We start from the raw sequence: 17,723 nt of genomic DNA on the forward strand, positions 1-17,723 counted from the left end.
TGCTGGACAGTCTCAGTATCTGCGGTAGTCGCCGCGATAATGGTCGCCGCCGCCGCGGCCGCCCATTCCCATGCCGATCCCGATTCCGATGCCGATACCCTGCATCACGGCGCCGGGCGGCGGGCCGGGGGGCGGCGCGCGTTCGTAGACCACTTCCTCGGGCGGCGGGCGGCGCTTCGGCGGCGTCTCGACCACCTTGCGCTTGGGCGGGGTGTCGTCGACGCGCTTCTTGATCACGGGCGCGACGCTCGGAGTGACCGGCGTTGCCGGTGTCGTTGGCGTCGAGCACGGGCAGGTCGGGCCCATCGCGACGGTGACCGGGATCGCTGCGGCGGCGACGGGGACGCCATAATTGCGGTTCTGGACGCGGAGCAGCAGCCGGCGCGCAGTCGCGGCGAGGTCGCTATTGTCCCAATTGGCCAGGTAAGCCTCGAACGAAGCGCGGGTGTTGATCGCGGTTGCGCGCTCCCAGGCCAGCATCTGGCGCCGCCGTTCCAGCACCGTGCGCACGCGCGGCGTGCGGGTGTCCTGCGCGTACAGCTCGATATAGGCCTGATAGGCCTCCACCGTGTCCTCGGTGATCACGAGCTCATACGCGACCATCGCAGGCTTGCCCCGCAATTCCTTGCGCCAGTCCTCGAGGCTGCGCGTGCCCCCGGCGAGCGCCATCGCGCTCGCGCCCGGAAGAGCGGGTGTGCTGCCGCTGCTCTCGCCGAAGAACTTGAAGTCGGTCGTCAGCGAGGAGCTTTCCCAGGGGATCTGTCGGCCGTCGGTCGATTGCGCGACGGCGACGCGGATGCGCTTGAACACTTCCTCGATCGGCAGATTGGGCTGCTTGGCGATGGTCAGCGCGGCCGTGGTGTAGGGGCTGTCGATGCCGCTGCCGTCCTCGGCTTCGGCGCCGGGGGAGGTCGAATAGGAGATGAAGGAGCCCGGCGCGCCGGCCTTGGTGTCGACGATCGCAAGGCCGTGGCCGGCGCCGCTGAGCGCCGGGAACGGATTGTTGCGGCAGGCATCGAGCATGAAGATGCGCGCCCGCGTCGGCAGCGCACCGAGCGTGTTGAGCATGTCGTTCAGCCGCACGCCCTGGAGCGGAATGTCGGCCTCGCGCTTGGGATCGAGATCGACAGGCACCAGGTAGTTCTCGCCGTCGATCTGCAGGCCATGGCCGGCATAGAACACCAGTGCCACCGTGTCGGCGCCGCTGGCGCTGACCTTGCCGGCGAAATCCGAGATTGCCGCGCGCATCTCGTTCTGCGCCAGGTTGGCCGCCGTGGTGACGGTGAAGCCGGCATTGCCGAGCAACTCCGTCATGCCCTTGGCGTCGTTGGCGGCGTTGGGCAGCTCGGGCACGGTGCGATAGGCGGATTGTCCGATCACCAGCGCGAGCCGCGCTTCGGCTGCAGCGTCCGTCGGCGTCATCAACTGGGCGAGGGCGAGAAAACCGGAAGCAAGAAGCAAATTGGAAAGGACTGGACGGCGCATGGTGTCACCTCCATCGGCAATATTTGCGATGATGGCACCTTTTCTACGTCTGCGCCATGACGCCGTCTGTGCGCTGGATCACGCTGCGCGCTGCGGCAAAATGGGGCAGGCGCCGGCCCAAGCGCGATGCATCGGTCTAGCCCCATCCATGTGAATCACGCATTGATCCATGCTCCAATTGGATTGATGCAGGCTCGACGCGACGGTGCCCATTGCGCGGATATGGCCGCAGGCCGATCACTATCGCAAAATCCCCGGGAATCGTAGTCGTTTCGAAGCGCTCACGGACTACCCAACGCACTTCGCGCACGCTCTGCGGTTGCCAGCCGCCCCGCTTGCCTGCGCCGTCGCTTTGGCCATAAAGTCCGCGCAACAGGCCACGGCAACGACCGCGGCGAACAAAAAAATAATGTGGGAGAGACCGCACCATGACCATCGTGCCCGTGAACCGTCGCGCGTTCATCAAGTCATCGGCGGCGGTCACCGCCGGCCTCGTGCTCTCCCCCGCCATCATCGGCCGCGCCGAAGCCGCGACGCTCAAGCTGAAATGCTCCTCCTCGCTGCCGAACGATCCCAAATTCGCCAACGGTCGCGTCTACTACGACAACCTCGTCAAGAATTTGAAGGGCAACGGGCTCGGCGAGCAAATCGAGGTCGCCTTCTTCCCCGACAACCAGCTCGGCCAGGAGATCGACGTCATCAACTCGGTGAAGCTCGGCGTCATCGACCTCATGGTGTCGGGCTCCTCGATCTCGGCCAATCTGGTGCCGCTGGTCGGCACCTACGATCTCGGCTTTCTGTTCTCCAGCTTCCCGCAGCAGACCAAGGCGTTCGATGCCGGCGCGGCCAAGCCGATCGAGGACGCCCTGCTCAAGGGCGGCAACATCCGCATCATCGCCTGGGCCTATAATTTCGGCTCGCGCAGCGTATTGGCGAAGAAGCCGGTGAAAACGCCGGAAGATCTCGCCGGCCTCAAGATCAGGACGCTGCCGAACCCCGTCATCACGGAATGCCTGCGGCTGATGGGCGCCGCCGCGACGCCGCTGGCCTTCGGCGAGATCTACACGGCCCTGCAGGCCGGCGTGCTTGACGGCCTGGAGCACGATCCGCCGACGATCCTGGCCAGCAAGTTCTTCGAGACGGCGAAATTCTACGCCCTGACGCAGCATAATTTCTCGCCGCTTGCGATCTATTTCAGCGACATGACCTACAACCGCATGGACCCGAAGCTGCGCGAGGGCTTTCTCGATGCCGCGAAGAAGGCCGCGGCCGACACGCGTGTGCATGGGCTTGCAGTCGAGAAGGAGGCGCTGGCCGCCTTGACCGAGAAGGGCGTGACCGTGGCCGAATGCGACCGCGAGGCCTTCAAGAAGCGCGTCGCGCCGCAGATCGAGAACTTCATCAAGGCCCGTCCGGAGTCCAAGGCCGTCATCGACATCGTCCGCGCGACGCAAGCCTGATGGCCAGGTCCGAGATGGTGGTGACGGCCGCCGTGCCCGTTTCGGCCGGCCGCCACGGCAGCATCGCCCTGCTGCTTCGGCTCAGCGATGCGATCGCGGCTATCCTGCTCGCCGCCGATCTCGTGGTGGTCTGCGTCTCGGTGCTGTTGCGTTTCTTCTTCAACGCGCCGGTCGAATGGTCCGACGACGTCGCACGCGGATTGATGGTGGGCTCGGCCTTCTTCGGCGCCGCGAGCGCGCTCGCGCGCGGCGAGAATGTCGGTGTCTCCTTCTTCCGCGATCTCCTGCCGCTGCGCCTGCGCACGCTGGTCGATGCCGCCGGCGCGCTGCTGGTCGTGCTGATCTCCGGCTACGTCGCCTACAACGCCATCAAGCTGGGCTCGTTGACCGCAGGCCAGACCACCGGCTCCGGCCTGCCGCTGGAGCTGACCTTCTATCCGATGGGCGTCGGCGCGCTGTTCATGACGGTGTTCGCGATCGACCATCTCTGCGCGCGCCCGTTCCCCGACATCATCAGGGGGCTCGTTGCGATCATCATCGTCACGGGCCTCTATCTGGCTTGGGATTACCTGTCGCCGTCCTCGGTGCCGTCGGCGGGCACCTTGATGCTGATCGGCTTCTTCGTAACGCTGTTCGGCGGCTTGCCGATCGGCTTTGCGTTGGCGCTCGCTGCGCTCATCTTCATCTGGGTCGAGGGCGCGCTGCCCGGCGTCATCTTCGCCCAGCAGATGGCGCGCGGCATCGACAATTTCGTGTTGCTTGCGATCCCGTTCTTCATCCTCGTCGGCTACCTCATGGAAGCCAATGGCATGTCGGTGCGGCTGATCGAGCTGCTGCAGCGCGCGGTCGGGCGCATGCGCGGCGGGCTGAACGTCGTGATGGTGGCGTCGATGGTGCTGTTCTCGGGCATCTCTGGCTCGAAGATGGCCGATGTTGCCGCGGTCGGCTCGGTGCTGATCCCGGCGGCGCGCCGCTCGAAGCAGAACCTCGGCGGCGCGGTGGCGCTGCTGGCGGCGTCCGCGGTGATGGCGGAGACCATCCCGCCCTGCATCAACCTGATCATTCTGGGCTTTGTCGCCAATTTGTCGATCGGCGGCCTGTTCGTCGCCGGTCTCTTGCCGTCGGCGCTGATGGCGCTGGTTCTGATCGCGGTGTCCATCATCTTCGGCAAGCGGCCGGACAAGGTCGAGGACGTCGAGCCGCAGATGCCGGTGTCGGGGCTCTGGAGCGGCGCGATCGCCTCGTTCGGCCTCATCTTCATGATCTTCTTCGGCTTCAAGAGCGGCTTTGCCACCGCGACGGAGATATCGGCCTTTGCCGTGGCCTATGCGCTCGTGGTCGGCAGCGTGGTGTTTCGCGAGCTCAGCTTCAAATCGGCTGCGCATAGTTTCGTGCAGGCGGCGACGCGCGCCGGTCTCGTGCTGTTCATCGTCGCTGCCGCGCAGTCGCTCGCGTTCCCGCTGACCTTGCAGCAGGTGCCGCATGCGGTCGGCGATTTCATGCTCGGATTGTCGAAGACCTCAGGCGTCTGGCTGTTCATCCTGCTTGCCATCGCCGTGCTGATCGTGATGGGCTCGGTATTGGAAGGGGCGGCCGCGCTGATCATCTTCGGGCCGCTGCTGCTGCCGGTCGCGGTGCAGCTCGGCGTCGATCCCCTGCATTTCGGCGTCGTGCTGGTCATCGCCATGGGCATCGGCCTGTTCGCGCCGCCGCTCGGGCTCGGGCTCTACGGCGCCTGCCTGATCGGCAACGTGCCGATCGAGCAGACGGTGAAGCCGATCATGGGCTATCTCGGCCTGTTGTTCCTCTGCCTGCTCGTCATCGCCTTCGTGCCATGGCTGAGCACCGCGCTGCCGCGGGCATTCGGCTACTGAAGGAGTTTTGACGTGAAGGTTATGCTCGCGCACACACCGGAGATGCGGCGCAATTACTATGGCGATCGCAGCCTGAGCGGCCTACGCGCGGCCGCCGAGGTGATCCTGCACGAGAGCGACGAAACCCTGGACGCCGCCGGCCTCGTGCGTGCTGCGCAAGATGCCGACATCATCGTCGCAGACCGCATGACCGAAGGGCGCGGCGAGATCTTCGCAGCGCTGCCGCGTCTGCGCGCCTTCGTCCGCTGCGCGGTCGATATCCGCAACGTCAATGTGGAAGCGGCTTCAAACGCTGGCGTGCTCGTGACCCGCGCCGGACCCGGTTTCGTGCAGGCCGTTGCCGAGCTCGCACTCGGCTTCATGGTCGATCTCTCCCGCGGCATATCCCGGGCGACGGCGGACTACCAAGCCGGCCGCAAGGTCGAGGCGCGGATGGGCCGCCAGCTCGCGGGCAGCAAAATCGGCATTATCGGTTACGGCAGCATCGGCCGTTATCTCGCCGAGGTCGCAAAGGTGCTGCGCATGGAGGTGCTGGTCGCCGATCCCTTCGCAACCGTCAGCGACGCGGCGATCCGGCAGGTCGGTCTCGACGAGCTCCTCGCCGCGTCGGACTACGTCGTCTGCCTCGCGATCGCTAACGAGCAGACCGAGAATTTGATCGGCGAAGCGGCGCTGGCCCGCATGCAGAGGCATGCCGTCTTCATCAACCTCTCGCGTGGCAATCTCGTCGATGAGCCGGCGCTGGCGCGCGCGCTGCTGGAGCATCGCATCGCCGGCGCGGCGATGGATGTCGGCCGCGCGCCCGACCAGATGCCGACGCCGGAGCTGGCGAAGCTTCCCAACGTCATCGCGACGCCGCATGTCGGTGGGCTGACGCCGCAGGCGATCGAATATCAGTCGCTGGAAACGGTTCGGCAGGTCGAGGCAATCGTCAAGGGCGAGATCCCGCCGGGTGCCGTCAATGCCGACCGCTGGACGCGGCGGCCGTGAGCGGCCTCATAGCCGGTCCACCGCCCTAAACGTTCCGTCCTTCTGGATCACCGTCAAAAACACCTTCGGCGGCGCATCGATCATGCGGATGCCGACATCGACGGTGCTGCCGCTGATGTCGAAGCGGCCGACATCGTTGATGGCGCGGAGTAGGCTCGCGCGCGTCGGGTTCGGCCCGGCCCTTTCCAGCGCCGCGGCCGCGAGCCGGCCGGAGAGATAGCCTTCCAGCGACACGAAGTCCGGCGTCAGGGTCGGATCGAACGCCTTCTGCGCCGCCTGGTAGTCGGCGACGAGCTTGAGCGAGCGGTCCCATGGAAACGGCACGACCTGTGAGACGATGACGCCTTCACCCTCGGGGCCGAGCTCCTTGGCCAGCGCATTGGCGCCGACGAAGGAGACGTTGACGAAGGTCGGATGGAAACCGCTGCGGTGCGCGAGCTTGATGAACTCCGCGCAGGGCCCATAGGTCCCGACCATCACGATGGCCTCGGGTTCGGCGCGCCTGATCACCCGCCAGGCTGCGGTGACCGCGCGGGTGTTGCGCTCGAACGTGCCCTCGGCGGCAAGCTCGAGGCCGCGCTTGGCGAGCGCGCGCTTGACGCCGACCAGACCGTCCCGGCCGAAGGAGTCGTCCTGGTAGAAGATGCCGATGCGGGTGAAGTGGCGATCCTCGGTGAGGTGCTTGATCCACGCCTCGGCCTCCGCACCATAGCTCGCTCGGATGTTGACGACGTTGGCAAGCTCGAGGTCGCGCAGGAATTCGGCGCCGCTGAACGGACCGATGAAGGGAACGTTCCTGGCGCTGGTGATCGGAATTGTCGCCATCGCGGTCGGCGTGCCCACGGCGCCGATCAGCGCGAACACCTTGTCGTCCTCGATCAGGTGCAGCGTCTGCGCCACCGAACGGTCGGGGTCGTAGCCGTCGTCGCGGCTGATGAGCTGGAGCTTGCGGCCGTGGACCCCGCCCTTGGCGTTGATCTCGGTGAATGCCGCGACGATGCCTTGCCGCATGCGCTGTCCGAGCGCGGAGGAGGGCCCTTCCAGCGCGGCGGCCTGGCCGAACAGGATCGCATCCTCGCTGACGCCGGCCTCGTCGGCTCTGGCTGCGAGCATGGTCGCGGCGAGGAGCGCGATGGTCAGGACGAGGGATGTCGCTGATCGAAATCGATACATCAGGGAGTTTTGCCGAATGATGGGGAGGAGCCTTGCGCAACATATTCCTGCGAGCCTGAATAGCTGGCTAACCGGCGACGTGTCGGCAGCCCGTAGTACTCCGGGCAAAACCGGCAACTTGTTTCCACAATGCCGGATCATTCGGGCACTTCATTAACTAATTCACGCGTTGCGGAATGGAGGGGTTCCGAAATTGTGCAGTTCTTAACCGCGGTCTTGTTCCGATAGCGGCGCCGGCACCTCAACCAGAGGTTCGGTTCGTCGCGGACAGGGGGACGGCGGCTTCAAGATGGGCGATCGCGATCAGAACGATCAGGATCGGAGGCGTATGACCGGATGGTGGCGTGCCGCGCCGCTGCTCGGGCTTTATCGCCCTGCGCTCGTCGCGGTCGGCGTCGGTCTTCTGTTTTCGGTCGTGGGCGCGGCCGCCGTGGCGCGATGGGAGGATCGCGTCAACAGGATCGAGTTCGAGAACGCGGCCGAAACCGAAGCGATCGTCATGCAGAACGGCATGGGCGAATACATCTCCCGGCTCGTCGCGCTGCGCACGCTGTTCGAATCGACCAACGACGAGGTCACCCGCAGCGAGTTCGAAACCTTCAGCGCCCGTCTGTTCGAGCGCCATCCCGGCATGCTGCGCATCGCCTGGTTGCCGCGCGTCAACCGCAAGGAACGCACCGAATACGAGACCGCGGCGATCGCGGACGGCGTGTCCGGCTATCGCATCAAGTCGCTCCAGGGCGCGGGCTTTGCGACGGCGCCGCAGACCGATGAATATTTTCCGGTGTTCTACTCGACCCAGCCGAAGACCTCGGCGGTGTACGGCATGGATTACGCCACCGTCCCGGAGCGCCGCGCGGTGCTGGAGCGCGCCCGCGACAACGACAAGGTCGCAGCCATTCGCACGCGCCTGTTCGAACCGAAGGAGGGCGGCCGGCTGCCCGACGTCCTCGTTGCCGTTCCCGTCTACGCCAAGGGGACCTCGCGCGACACGGTCGCGGATCGGCGCCGCAATCTGGCCGGCTTCGTGGTCGGCATCTTCGACATGCCGCTGCTGATCCAGGCAATTCGCGTCACGACCGGAGCAAGCCCCGCGGTCAGCATGAACGTCTATCCGCCTTTCACGGCGCAGATCGTCAGCCTGGAGCAGATGCTGCCGGATTATTCGTCGGCGGCCACGGCGCCGCAGTCGATGCGGGACGTCGCGCGGGCGCTGCACTGGTCGGGCAGCCTCAAGATCGGCGACACCGATTGGCAGGTGCGGGCGGTTCCAACCGCGGGTGGCCCGCTGGAGACGACTTACGATCGCGCCGGCGCCGTGCTGATCGTCGGCATGCTGCTGACGCTGTCGCTGTCGACCTATCTCATGCTTGCGAGCCGCAATTCGCGGCGGCTGTCGCTGGCGAACCGGCGGGTGCTCGAGCTCGCCCAGACCGACATCCTGACCGGACTGCCGAACCGTGCCTTCTTCCTCACCCGGCTCGACGAGATGAACAGCCAGCTCATCGTGCGGGGCCTGCCGTTCTCGATCCTGATGCTCGACCTCGACCGCTTCAAGAACGTCAACGACTCGCTCGGTCACGGCGCTGGCGATGCATTGCTGCGCCAGGTAGCGCAGCGGCTGAAATCCGCCGTGCGCGCCAACGACGTGCTGGCGCGGCTCGGCGGCGACGAGTTCGCCATCATCCAGGAAACCGGCGAGGATCAGCGCGCCTGCTCGACCGAGCTGGCGGCGCGGATTGCCAAGCTCTTGACCGAACCGTTCCTGCTGCCTGGTCACCGCGTCGAGATCGGCACCAGCATTGGCATCGCCATCGCGCCGGATCACGGCAGCGATCAGGAGCAATTGCTGAAGAAGGCGGACCTTGCGCTCTATCGTTCGAAATCGGCAGGCCGCAACTGCTTCACCATCTACGACGAGGCGATGTCGGCCGAGCTGGAGGCACGCAACACCCTGGAGGGGGATCTGCGCGACGCCATCGCGCGGTGCCAGCTGGAGGTGCACTACCAGCCGTTCGTCGACGCCCTCAGCGGCGCGCGGCGCGGCTTCGAGGCGCTGGTGCGCTGGCGGCATCCGACACGCGGATTGATTCCGCCGGACCAGTTCATTTCGCTTGCGGAGGAGACCGGGCTGATCGTGCCGCTCGGCGAGTTCGTGCTGCGGCGCGCCTGCGCGGATGCGGCCGGCTGGCCCTCCGGCCTCGCGGTCGCCGTCAACCTGTCGCCGATCCAGTTCAAGGAGGCCCGGCTGTTCGAGGTGATCTGCGCGGCGCTCGCCGATTCCGGCCTGCCGCCCCAGCGGCTGGAGATCGAGATCACGGAATCCGTGCTGCTGGAGCGCGGGGTCGAGAACCACGCCTTCATGCAGCGGCTGAAGCAGCTCGGCGTCGAGCTCGCGCTCGACGATTTCGGCACCGGTTATTCCTCGCTCAGCTATCTGACGGCGTTCCCGTTCGACAAGATCAAGATCGACAAGTCGTTCATCCGCAACCTCACCCAGCAGCCGCGCAGCTCCGCCATCATCTCCTCGATCGTGACGTTGGCGCGCGGGCTCGACATGTCGGTCACCGCCGAGGGCGTCGAGACCCGCGAGGAGTACGAGCGGCTGAAGGCGCTCGGCGTCAATTTCGCGCAAGGCTATCTGTTCGGCCGCCCGCAGCCGATCGAGCGGATCCTGTTCGATGCGCCGGTTAAATCCTCGCGGCGCGACGCCGCCTGAGATGGTCCTGACGCATCTCGCCCGACGGGTATGCGCGGAAATAGCTTGACCCGGACATCCCCGGATGGTCGGAAGGACCGTCTAGGGATGAAATAAGCACACCATGCGGCTTCCGTTCTTCTACGGCTGGGTCGTGGTCGCCGTGACCTTCGTCACCATGGCCATCGGCGTCAACGCGCGCACCGCCTTTTCACTGTTCTTTCCTCCCATCGTCTCCGAATTCGGCTGGGAGCGCGGCGTCACCGCGGGCGCCTTTTCCTTCGGCTTCGTGGTGTCGGGGGTTGTCAGCCCGCTGATCGGCCGCCTGATGGACCGCGCCGGCCCGCGCGCGGTGATGGAGCTCGGCGTCGTGCTGATGGGCGGCGGATTGCTGCTTGCGCCGCTTACCAGCGCGCCCTGGCATCTTTATGTCACCATCGGCGTCATGGTCGGTGCCGGATCGGTGTGTCTCGGCTATTCCGGCCAATCGCTGTTCCTGCCGAACTGGTTCATCCGCAAGCGCGGCTTCGCCATTGGCATCGCTTTCGCCGGCGTCGGCATCGGCTCGGTGACGTTGCTGCCCTGGGTGCAGCACATGATCGAGCAGACCGGCTGGCGCACCGCCTGCACCGCGATGGGCCTGCTCGTCCTGGTCGTGCTGGCGCCGGTCAATCTGCTGCTGCACAAGCGCCCGCAGGACATCGGCCTCGAACCGGACGGCGATGCCGTCCCGGCCGCGGGCGCGGCCCAGCCGATCTCCAACGTCGTCGATCCCGTCTGGGTCGAGACCGACTGGACGCTGAAACGCGCCGTCGCGACCGCGCGATTCTGGTGGATCGCACTCGGCTATTTCTGCGGCCTGTACATCTGGTACGCGGTGCAGGTGCACCAGACCAAATTCCTGCTCGACATCGGCTTCAGTCCCGGTGTCGCGGTGTGGGCGCTCGGCATCGTCAGCCTGCTCGGCATTCCCGGCCAGATCCTGCTCGGCCATGTCTCCGACCGGATCGGGCGGGAATGGGTGTGGGCGATCAGTTGCGCCGGCTTTGTGATCTGCTTTGCGGCGCTGATGGCGCTGAAGTTCCAGCCGTCGCTGTGGCTGGTCTACGTGATGGTGTTTACGCAAGGCGCGTTCGGTTACGGCCTCACCTCGATCATGGGCGCGGTGGTGTTCGAGATTTTCCAGGGCAAGCACCAGGGCAGCATCTTCGGCACGATCATGCTGGCGGCGCTGGCGGGCGGTGCGGCCGGACCGTGGGTGACCGGCTTCCTCTACGATCGCACTGGTGACTACACGCTCGCCTTCGCCATCGCGATGATCGTGAGCGCCTTGTCGGCGCTCTCGATCTGGCAGGCCGCGCCGCGCAAGGTGCGGGCCGTCGCCGGCCGGCTGCACAAGCTTCACGCGGGAACCGGCGCGGATTAGTTCCGCACCCATCAAGATACCGTCGCCGTTTTCGCGGATCGTTAAGCATGCCGCCTCTTGGCGAGGAGGAATGACGCGGCAAAAAACGACTTGGACACCATCGGAGCGTTAGCGTCGGACCGCTTGCCGTAGTTTCCCGATATCGCCGGGTCAAACGATGTCCGCCTTCGATTGTCTCACTGAAATTCCGGACGTGCTGCGAGCCGCCCTCGAACGCGCCGACGATGGCGTCGTCATCGTCGATGACGCGCATCGCATCACTCATTTCAACGCCGCCGCGGAGCGCATCTGGAAGTTGGCACGCACCGACGTGCTGGGTCGCGATGCCGAAATTCTCGCCCTCAAATGCCTTCAGGCCGATCCGGTGGCCGATCTCCGGGACGAGATCAGTCTCGTGCGCCGTGACGGCAGCCGCATCAGGGCGGCTATCGCGCTGTCTTCCGTGAAAATCGGCGGCGCCAATCATTACATCCTGTTTGCGCGTGACGTCACCATCGAAGCCGAGCGCCGCGTCAGGATCGGGCTTCTCCACGCCGTCTCCGACCAGACCAACCGGGCGGTGATCATCAGCGACACCGAGCAGAACATCGTCTATGTCAATTCCGCCTTCACGACGCTGTTCGGCTACAGCAACGCGGAGGCCGAGGGCCGCCGCGCTGGCGAGCTGATCGCCGGCCGGCATACCGATCGCAAGGCCATCGCGAAGCTCATCAAGCGCCTGATGCATGGCGGTTGCCGCGGCGAAGCCGAGGTGCTGGTCTACGACAAGGACGGCGAGGAGATCTGGGTCTGCGCCCGGATCGATGCCTTCCGCGACACGAAGGGCCGGGTCAAGCACATCTTCGCGCTGCTCGAGGACATCACCGAGACCAAGCAGCTGCGCTCGCTCCAACAACTCATCATGGGCGCGCTCGCCGACGAGGTGCCGATCGGCGAGATCGCCGACAGGCTGTGCCGTCGCGTCGAGGAGATCGCGCCCCACGTGGTCTGCTCGTTGCTTCACGTCGATGCCGCGGGCCTGATCCATCCGCTCGGCGGCCCCAGCCTGCCCGATGATTATTCCCGCGCGCTGGACGGCGTGGCCATCGGCCCCGATGTCGGCTCCTGTGGCACCGCCGCTTTCTACGGCGAACCGGTGCTGGCGACCGATCTGGAGACCGATCCGCGCTGGCAGCCCTACAAGGCGATGCCGCTCGCGATCGGCCTGCGCGCCTGCTGGTCGACGCCAGTCAAGGCGAAGGACGGCCGGGTCATCGCGACCTTCGCCTTTTACTATCGGGAGCCGCGCGCGCCAAGCAATTGGCACCGGCGCATCGTCGAGGCCTGCGTCAATCTCGGCGCCTTCGCGATCGAGCGCAAGGAAGCGCGCGCCGAGATCGCGCGGCTCGCCTATCACGACATTCTCACCGGGCTGCCGAACCGCGCGCAGCTGCGCCACCTGATCACCACGGCGATCGATGCCTGCCCGACCGGCAGCCATGTCGCACTCGCTTTTCTCGACGTCGATCATTTCAAGGACGTCAATGACACGCTCGGCCACGCCGCCGGCGACGAGCTCCTGATCCAGCTCGCCCAGCGCCTGCGCGAGCAGATCGGCCCCGAGGACATGCTGGGACGGCTCGGCGGCGACGAGTTCGTCATCCTGCTGCCGCAACGCAACGCCGAGAGCGCCGCGCGCGTCGCGGCCGACATCACGGAGGCGCTGGCTGCACCCTTGAAGCTCGGATCGAAGCTGATGCCGATGTCGGCCAGCATCGGCATCAGCCTCTATCCCGACCATGCCACCGACATCGACACACTGATGCAGCAGGCCGATGCCGCCATGTACATGGCCAAGCAGGCGGGCCGCTCGACCTATCGTATCTTCAGCGCCGAGATGAACGGGCTCACCGAGCAGCGGCTGGCGCTGATCGCGGCGCTCCGCCGTGCCATCGCCGAAGGCGCGCTGACTCTCAGTTACCAGCCGCAGATCCGCAGCTGCGACGGCGCCATCCACGGCGTCGAGGCGCTGTCGCGCTGGCGTGATGCCGTGCTCGGCGACGTCTCGCCGGCAAAATTCATCCCGCTCGCCGAGGAGTGCGGCCTGATCGAGCAGATCGGACTGTGGTCGGTGCGCGAGGCCTGCCGGCAGATGGCGAGCTGGCGTCGCGCCGGGCTCAACATCCCTAGCGTGTCGGTCAACCTGTCACCGATCAATTTCCGCAACGTCACGCTGGCCGCGCGGCTCAAGGACATTCTCTCCGAATACGATCTGTCGGCGGACGCCTTGATGCTGGAGATCACCGAAGGCGCTTTCATGCAGGACGGCGTCGCCGCGCTCGAGACGATGAACGCGATTCGCGAGCTCGGCGTCGGGCTCTCGTTGGACGATTTCGGTACCGGCTATTCCAGCCTCAGCCGTCTCGCGCATTTGCCGATCCGCGAATTGAAGATCGACCGCAGTTTCATGCGCGATATCGAGCGTGACGCCGGCGCGCTCGCGATCGCCACCGCCGTGGTGCGCGTCGGCCAGGGCCTCGGCATGACCGTCGTCGCCGAGGGCGTCGAGACCGAAGGCCAGCGCAAGACCCTGGCCGAGCTCGGCTGCGACGTCGTGCAAGGCTTCTTCTACGCCCCCGCACTTCCCCCCGTCGCGTTCGAGCGCTGGCTGATCGAGCACTGCGCCGAGCAGGCGAGGGCGATGCTGGGGCGGCTGGATGTTGCGCCGGCAGGCAGCGACGCCGTAAGGCGGTCGGCTTAGGGGCCGCGCCGAACACAGGGTGCGAACTCACTCATGCGGTGAGTACGCATCCCCGGCTCTAACCCGACGAGCGGTCAGTAGTCCCAGAAGGCTGGCACCCAGCGAAAGTGGTCGCCGTCGACCGCGACCCGCCCGATGGACGGGAACGGCATGTGCGTGGCGACGAGGAGCTCTTCGTTCGCTGCCAGCTCGCGCAGAAGATGGACCCGGACGCGGGCCGCCTCTTCGGGATCGTGCTCGAAGCCATTGTGCCAGTCGGGGTGGTCGAACCCGACAGTGAACACGGCGTCGCCGGCGAATGTCAGCCGATCGCCACCGGATGCCAGGCGGACCACGCTGTGCCCGGGGGTGTGGCCACCGGTGCGCGTGACCACCACGCCCGGTGCCACCTCGTGCTCGTCCTCGAAGGTACGCAGCTGGTTGTGGTATTCTTTCGCGAACCGCTTGGCGGTCGCCCGAAGCGCGTCCGGGAATCCCGGCGGCATCGAGACGTGGGAGAAATCGGGCGCCTCCCAGAATGCGACCTCGGCGGCTGCCACGTGGATGCGCAGGTCCGGGCGCAGCCGCTCCTTCACCTCGTCGACGAGCAGCCCGCCAATGTGGTCCATGTGCATGTGCGTCAGCACCACGTCGGTCACGGACTCAAGATCGATACCGGCGGCTTCCAGTCGTTTGCTCAACTGGCCGGCCCGCGGCAAGTGCAAGTCCGGGTCGGATCCCAGTCCGGCGTCGACGAGGATGGTCCGGTCGCCGCTACGCACCACGACCACGTTCAGCGCCCAATCGAACGCGTCCGGCGGCAGGAACATGTCCTTCAGCCACGCCGCGCGGACGGCCGGGTCGGCGTTGTGGGCCAGCATCGCGCCTGGCAGCGTCAGTACGCCGTCGCTGATCACCATCACGTCGATCTCGCCGATCTTCAGCGCGTAGCGCGAAGGAACCAGCTCTTGGGACCCCGGCTCGCCGGGGCGTGTGGTGTGGTGCAGGTTCATGTTCGTCTCCTCAGTGTTACGGATCGTCTGGTTCATCTTGAAAGCTCCTTCGTTCTGTCTTGACGCAGTTCAGTAAGTGACCGCGCGTCTGCCGTGGGCAGTGCGGTCAATGCCTTGAGGTGTTCGGAGATTGGGGCGTGCTGGGGCGACCTGATCCAACACGCGGTTAGTAGTCCCACCAGGTCGGGACCCAACGAAACAGGTCGCCTGCGGTCGCTACCCGGCCGATCGACGGGAACGGCATGTGCGTGGCGACGAGCCACGCGCCCGTCTCCGCCAGCTCGCGCATGAGCCCGATCCGGACGCGGGTCGCCTCCTCGGGATCGTGCTCGAAGCCGTTGTGCCATTCGGGGTGGTCAAACGAGACCGGGAATATGGCATCGCCGGCGAACATCAGCCGGTCGCCGCCGGACGCCAGGCGGACCACGCTGTGCCCGGGGGTGTGACCGCCGGTGCGACTGACGATCACTCCCGGCGCCACTTCGTGCTGCTCTTGGAAAGTGCGCAGCTGGTCGCGGTATTCGTCCATGAATTGCCTGGATGCTCGCCGAGCCAGGTCGGCGAGCGCCGGCGGCATGGCGGTGCGGGAGAAATCCGGCGCTGCCCAGAACTTGACCTCGGCCGCAGCCACGTGAATCCGCAGGTCCGGACGCAGCCGCTCTTTCACCCCGTCGACGAGCAGTCCGCCAACATGGTCGAAGTGCATGTGGGTCAGCACCACGTCGGTCACCGATCCAAGATCGATGCCGGCAGCATCGAGCCGCGAGCCGAGCTGCCCGGCTCGCGGAAATTCCGGGTACTCCACACCGAGCCCGCTGTCGATGAGGATGGTCTGGTCGCCGCTGCGCACCACGACCTCGTTCAGCGCCCAATCGAACGCGTCGCGCGACAGGAACATGTCGTCCAGCCACGCGCCTCGTGCAGCCGGGTCGGCGTTGGTGGCCATCGACTCCGCGGGCGGTGTCAGCACGCCATCGCTGATCACCATCACGTCGATCTCGCCGACACGGAGCGCATAACGCGACGGAACCAGCTCGTCGGACCGCGCTCTGTCGAAATGTGTGGTGTCGTGCAGGTTCATGTTCGTCTCCTTCTGAGCGTGAGAGATCATCTGATTCATCTTTGAGACTCCTCTGTTCGCATGTGGATTGTTGAGGGGCTGCAGCGGGCCGCGCCCGCAGGAGCGCGGCCGTCATCAGGTGGGCGTCTAGAGATCAGTCACGCGTTCCGGATCGGCTGACGCGAGCGCGGCGGCACGCTCGGCGCGCGGCGGGTAGATCCAGACCGTGTTGATCTCCCGCTTCGTCTTCTTGGCGACGTCGCCGACCATCTCGACGTTGCGCTCCCAGCCGCGCGTAAACAGCGCGCCGGCTTCGCCGAGGTCGAGACAGGTGACATAGGTTTTCTGGTGGTAAGGCCTGGTCGTGAGGCCGAGCAGCTCGGCTGCGGCATTGTTGCCGGCGAAGGCGCCCATCCGCGTGGCGTGCTGGCACGACATCAGCGCGTAATTGCCCTCGTCGTCGCAGGCCGCACGCGCCGCATCGCCGGCCGCGAAGACGCCCTGAACGCCTGTCACCTGCAGGCAGCGGTCGACAAGCAACCGGCCGAAACTGTCGCGCTCGGCGGGAATCTGCGTTGTCAACGGCGCGGCGCGAATGCCCGCCGCCCAGATCACGGTCTCGGTTTCGATGTGCTCGCCACTCGATAGCGTAACGCCGGATTCATCGAGCGAGGCGACGCCGGCGCCGATCCGTGTCTCCACGCCGACCTTGCGCAGGGCTTCCTCGATGACCGGGCGGGGGCCTGCGCCCATATCGGGCGCGATCGCATTGTTGCGCTCGACGATGATGACGCGAGTCTTTGCGCTCGTGCCGAGGATTTCGCGAAGCCGCGCCGGCATTTCGGTGGCCGCCTCGATGCCCGTGAAGCCGCCGCCGGCGACGACGACCGTGTCGCGCCCGCTCGTGGCGGGCCGCTTGGCGAGACCGTGCAGGTGCTTGTCGAGCATGATCGCATCCTCGAGCGAATCGACGCTGAAGCCGTGCTCGGAAAGACCCGGAATGTTCGGGCGAAACAGCCGGCTGCCGGTGGTCACGACGAGGCGGTCGTAAGAGAGCGTCTTTTTCGTGCCCTTCACTGTCGCGATCTTGACCATGCTCGATTTGGTGTCGACCGTCTCGGCGCTGCCTTGCACATAGGTAACATCGATGGCCCTGAGCACGTCGAGCAAGGGCGCCGTCAGGGTCTCGGGCTTTCGTTCATAGAGCCGCGGGCGAACCACGAGCGTCGGCTCGGGGGCAACCAGCGCGATCTCGAGCTGGTCTGGCGAAACGCCCTGGATTTCGCGCAGGCGGGCGGCGGAAAGGGCGGCGTACATGCCGGCGAAGCCGGCGCCGATGATGACTAGTCGCATGAGTTTGCTCCTTGATCTCTGCGTTTCGATCTCTGCGTTTCGAAAGTCCGCGCGCGCGCCGTCGCTGCTCCGCTTGAGGCAGCGTCCGGTGACGGCACGAAGAGGTGAAGTGAATCGCCGGCCTTAAGGCACGGCGCAGCGCGACAGCGGCGAACTCGATGGCCAGCCTTGGTGCAACGAACTTTGGCGTAGCCAACCTTGACGAAAGACAACCGGCTGAGTCGTCCTCGGGCCCCAGTCCTGGTAGGGAAGACCGGAGCCATCCCGGGTCATGATGGACACCAGCGGGTAGGTCGGATGCATGGCTTGCGCCGGAATCTCAACCTGCTCGCCCGTCGCCGACGTGAAGCGAACGGCCAGCGAGAGTCCGTACAATGTTGCGGTTGCAAGGCCTCGGCGTCGCGAAGCGATCACCCGCCGGCTGATGAAGTTTTTCCAGGTCATCTTCGGTCTCCGTCGATTGGTCTGGCAC

General features: G+C 66.0%; 12 protein-coding genes. 6 read left to right on the plus strand and 6 right to left on the minus strand.

Annotated elements, in window-relative coordinates; translation table 11 throughout:
* Window positions 1–12: 12 nt before the first annotated feature.
* Entirely contained in the window at window positions 13–1,485 is a 1,473-nt protein-coding gene (locus tag A3AS_RS0121745; RefSeq protein ID WP_018319675.1) for a caspase family protein, read from the minus strand.
* Between the two features lie 428 nt (window positions 1,486–1,913).
* Between A3AS_RS0121745 and A3AS_RS0121750 the strand changes: the two genes are divergently transcribed.
* From A3AS_RS0121750 to A3AS_RS0121760, 3 genes are read left to right on the plus strand one after another with little or no spacing between them, the layout of a single operon-like run.
* Window positions 1,914–2,945 carry a TRAP transporter substrate-binding protein gene (locus A3AS_RS0121750; protein ID WP_018319676.1) on the plus strand — a complete coding sequence of 344 codons (1,032 nt, stop codon included), beginning with the start codon at window positions 1,914–1,916 and terminating at the stop codon, window positions 2,943–2,945.
* A complete protein-coding gene (locus A3AS_RS0121755) occupies window positions 2,945–4,819 on the plus strand; it encodes a TRAP transporter large permease subunit (protein WP_018319677.1) in 1,875 nt (624 codons plus the stop codon). Before A3AS_RS0121750 ends, A3AS_RS0121755 begins: the two co-directional genes overlap by 1 nt.
* Before the next feature lie 12 nt (window positions 4,820–4,831).
* Entirely contained in the window at window positions 4,832–5,809 is a 978-nt protein-coding gene (locus A3AS_RS0121760) for an NAD(P)-dependent oxidoreductase (protein ID WP_018319678.1), read from the plus strand.
* 6 nt (window positions 5,810–5,815) lie between these two features.
* Here the strand turns inward: A3AS_RS0121760 and A3AS_RS0121765 are convergent, their stop codons facing one another.
* Window positions 5,816–6,982 (minus strand): ABC transporter substrate-binding protein, encoded by a 1,167-nt coding sequence (locus tag A3AS_RS0121765; RefSeq protein WP_018319679.1) that lies wholly within the window; start codon window positions 6,980–6,982, stop codon window positions 5,816–5,818.
* A 328-nt stretch (window positions 6,983–7,310) separates the two neighbouring features.
* Between A3AS_RS0121765 and A3AS_RS0121770 the strand changes: the two genes are divergently transcribed.
* From A3AS_RS0121770 to A3AS_RS0121780, 3 genes are all read left to right on the plus strand, one after another.
* The gene (locus A3AS_RS0121770) at window positions 7,311–9,701 is read left to right on the plus strand and encodes an EAL domain-containing protein (protein WP_245283250.1); all 2,391 of its coding nucleotides are present in this window, start codon (window positions 7,311–7,313) and stop codon (window positions 9,699–9,701) included.
* A gap of 103 nt (window positions 9,702–9,804) precedes the next feature.
* Window positions 9,805–11,106: an MFS transporter gene (locus A3AS_RS0121775; protein ID WP_018319681.1), complete on the plus strand. Its 1,302-nt coding sequence runs from the start codon at window positions 9,805–9,807 to the stop codon at window positions 11,104–11,106.
* Window positions 11,107–11,263: 157 nt separating this feature from the next.
* Entirely contained in the window at window positions 11,264–13,846 is a 2,583-nt protein-coding gene (locus A3AS_RS0121780) for an EAL domain-containing protein (protein ID WP_026202238.1), read from the plus strand.
* Window positions 13,847–13,920: 74 nt separating this feature from the next.
* On the opposite strand, the gene A3AS_RS0121785 is transcribed toward A3AS_RS0121780, so the two are convergent.
* From A3AS_RS0121785 to A3AS_RS45410, 4 genes are all read right to left on the minus strand, one after another.
* Window positions 13,921–14,874, minus strand: a complete 954-nt coding sequence (locus A3AS_RS0121785) for an MBL fold metallo-hydrolase (protein ID WP_018319682.1) — start codon at window positions 14,872–14,874, stop codon at window positions 13,921–13,923.
* Between the two features lie 130 nt (window positions 14,875–15,004).
* Window positions 15,005–15,958: an MBL fold metallo-hydrolase gene (locus A3AS_RS0121790; RefSeq protein ID WP_018319683.1), complete on the minus strand. Its 954-nt coding sequence runs from the start codon at window positions 15,956–15,958 to the stop codon at window positions 15,005–15,007.
* Between the two features lie 87 nt (window positions 15,959–16,045).
* Entirely contained in the window at window positions 16,046–17,251 is a 1,206-nt protein-coding gene (locus tag A3AS_RS0121795; protein WP_018319684.1) for an NAD(P)/FAD-dependent oxidoreductase, read from the minus strand.
* Between the two features lie 123 nt (window positions 17,252–17,374).
* Entirely contained in the window at window positions 17,375–17,695 is a 321-nt protein-coding gene (locus A3AS_RS45410) for a hypothetical protein (protein WP_084674884.1), read from the minus strand.
* Between the last annotated feature and the right edge of the window lie 28 nt (window positions 17,696–17,723).

This window comes from Bradyrhizobium sp. WSM2793 (genome assembly GCF_000379585.1).
In the GTDB taxonomy this organism is placed as follows: Bacteria; Pseudomonadota; Alphaproteobacteria; order Rhizobiales; family Xanthobacteraceae; genus Bradyrhizobium.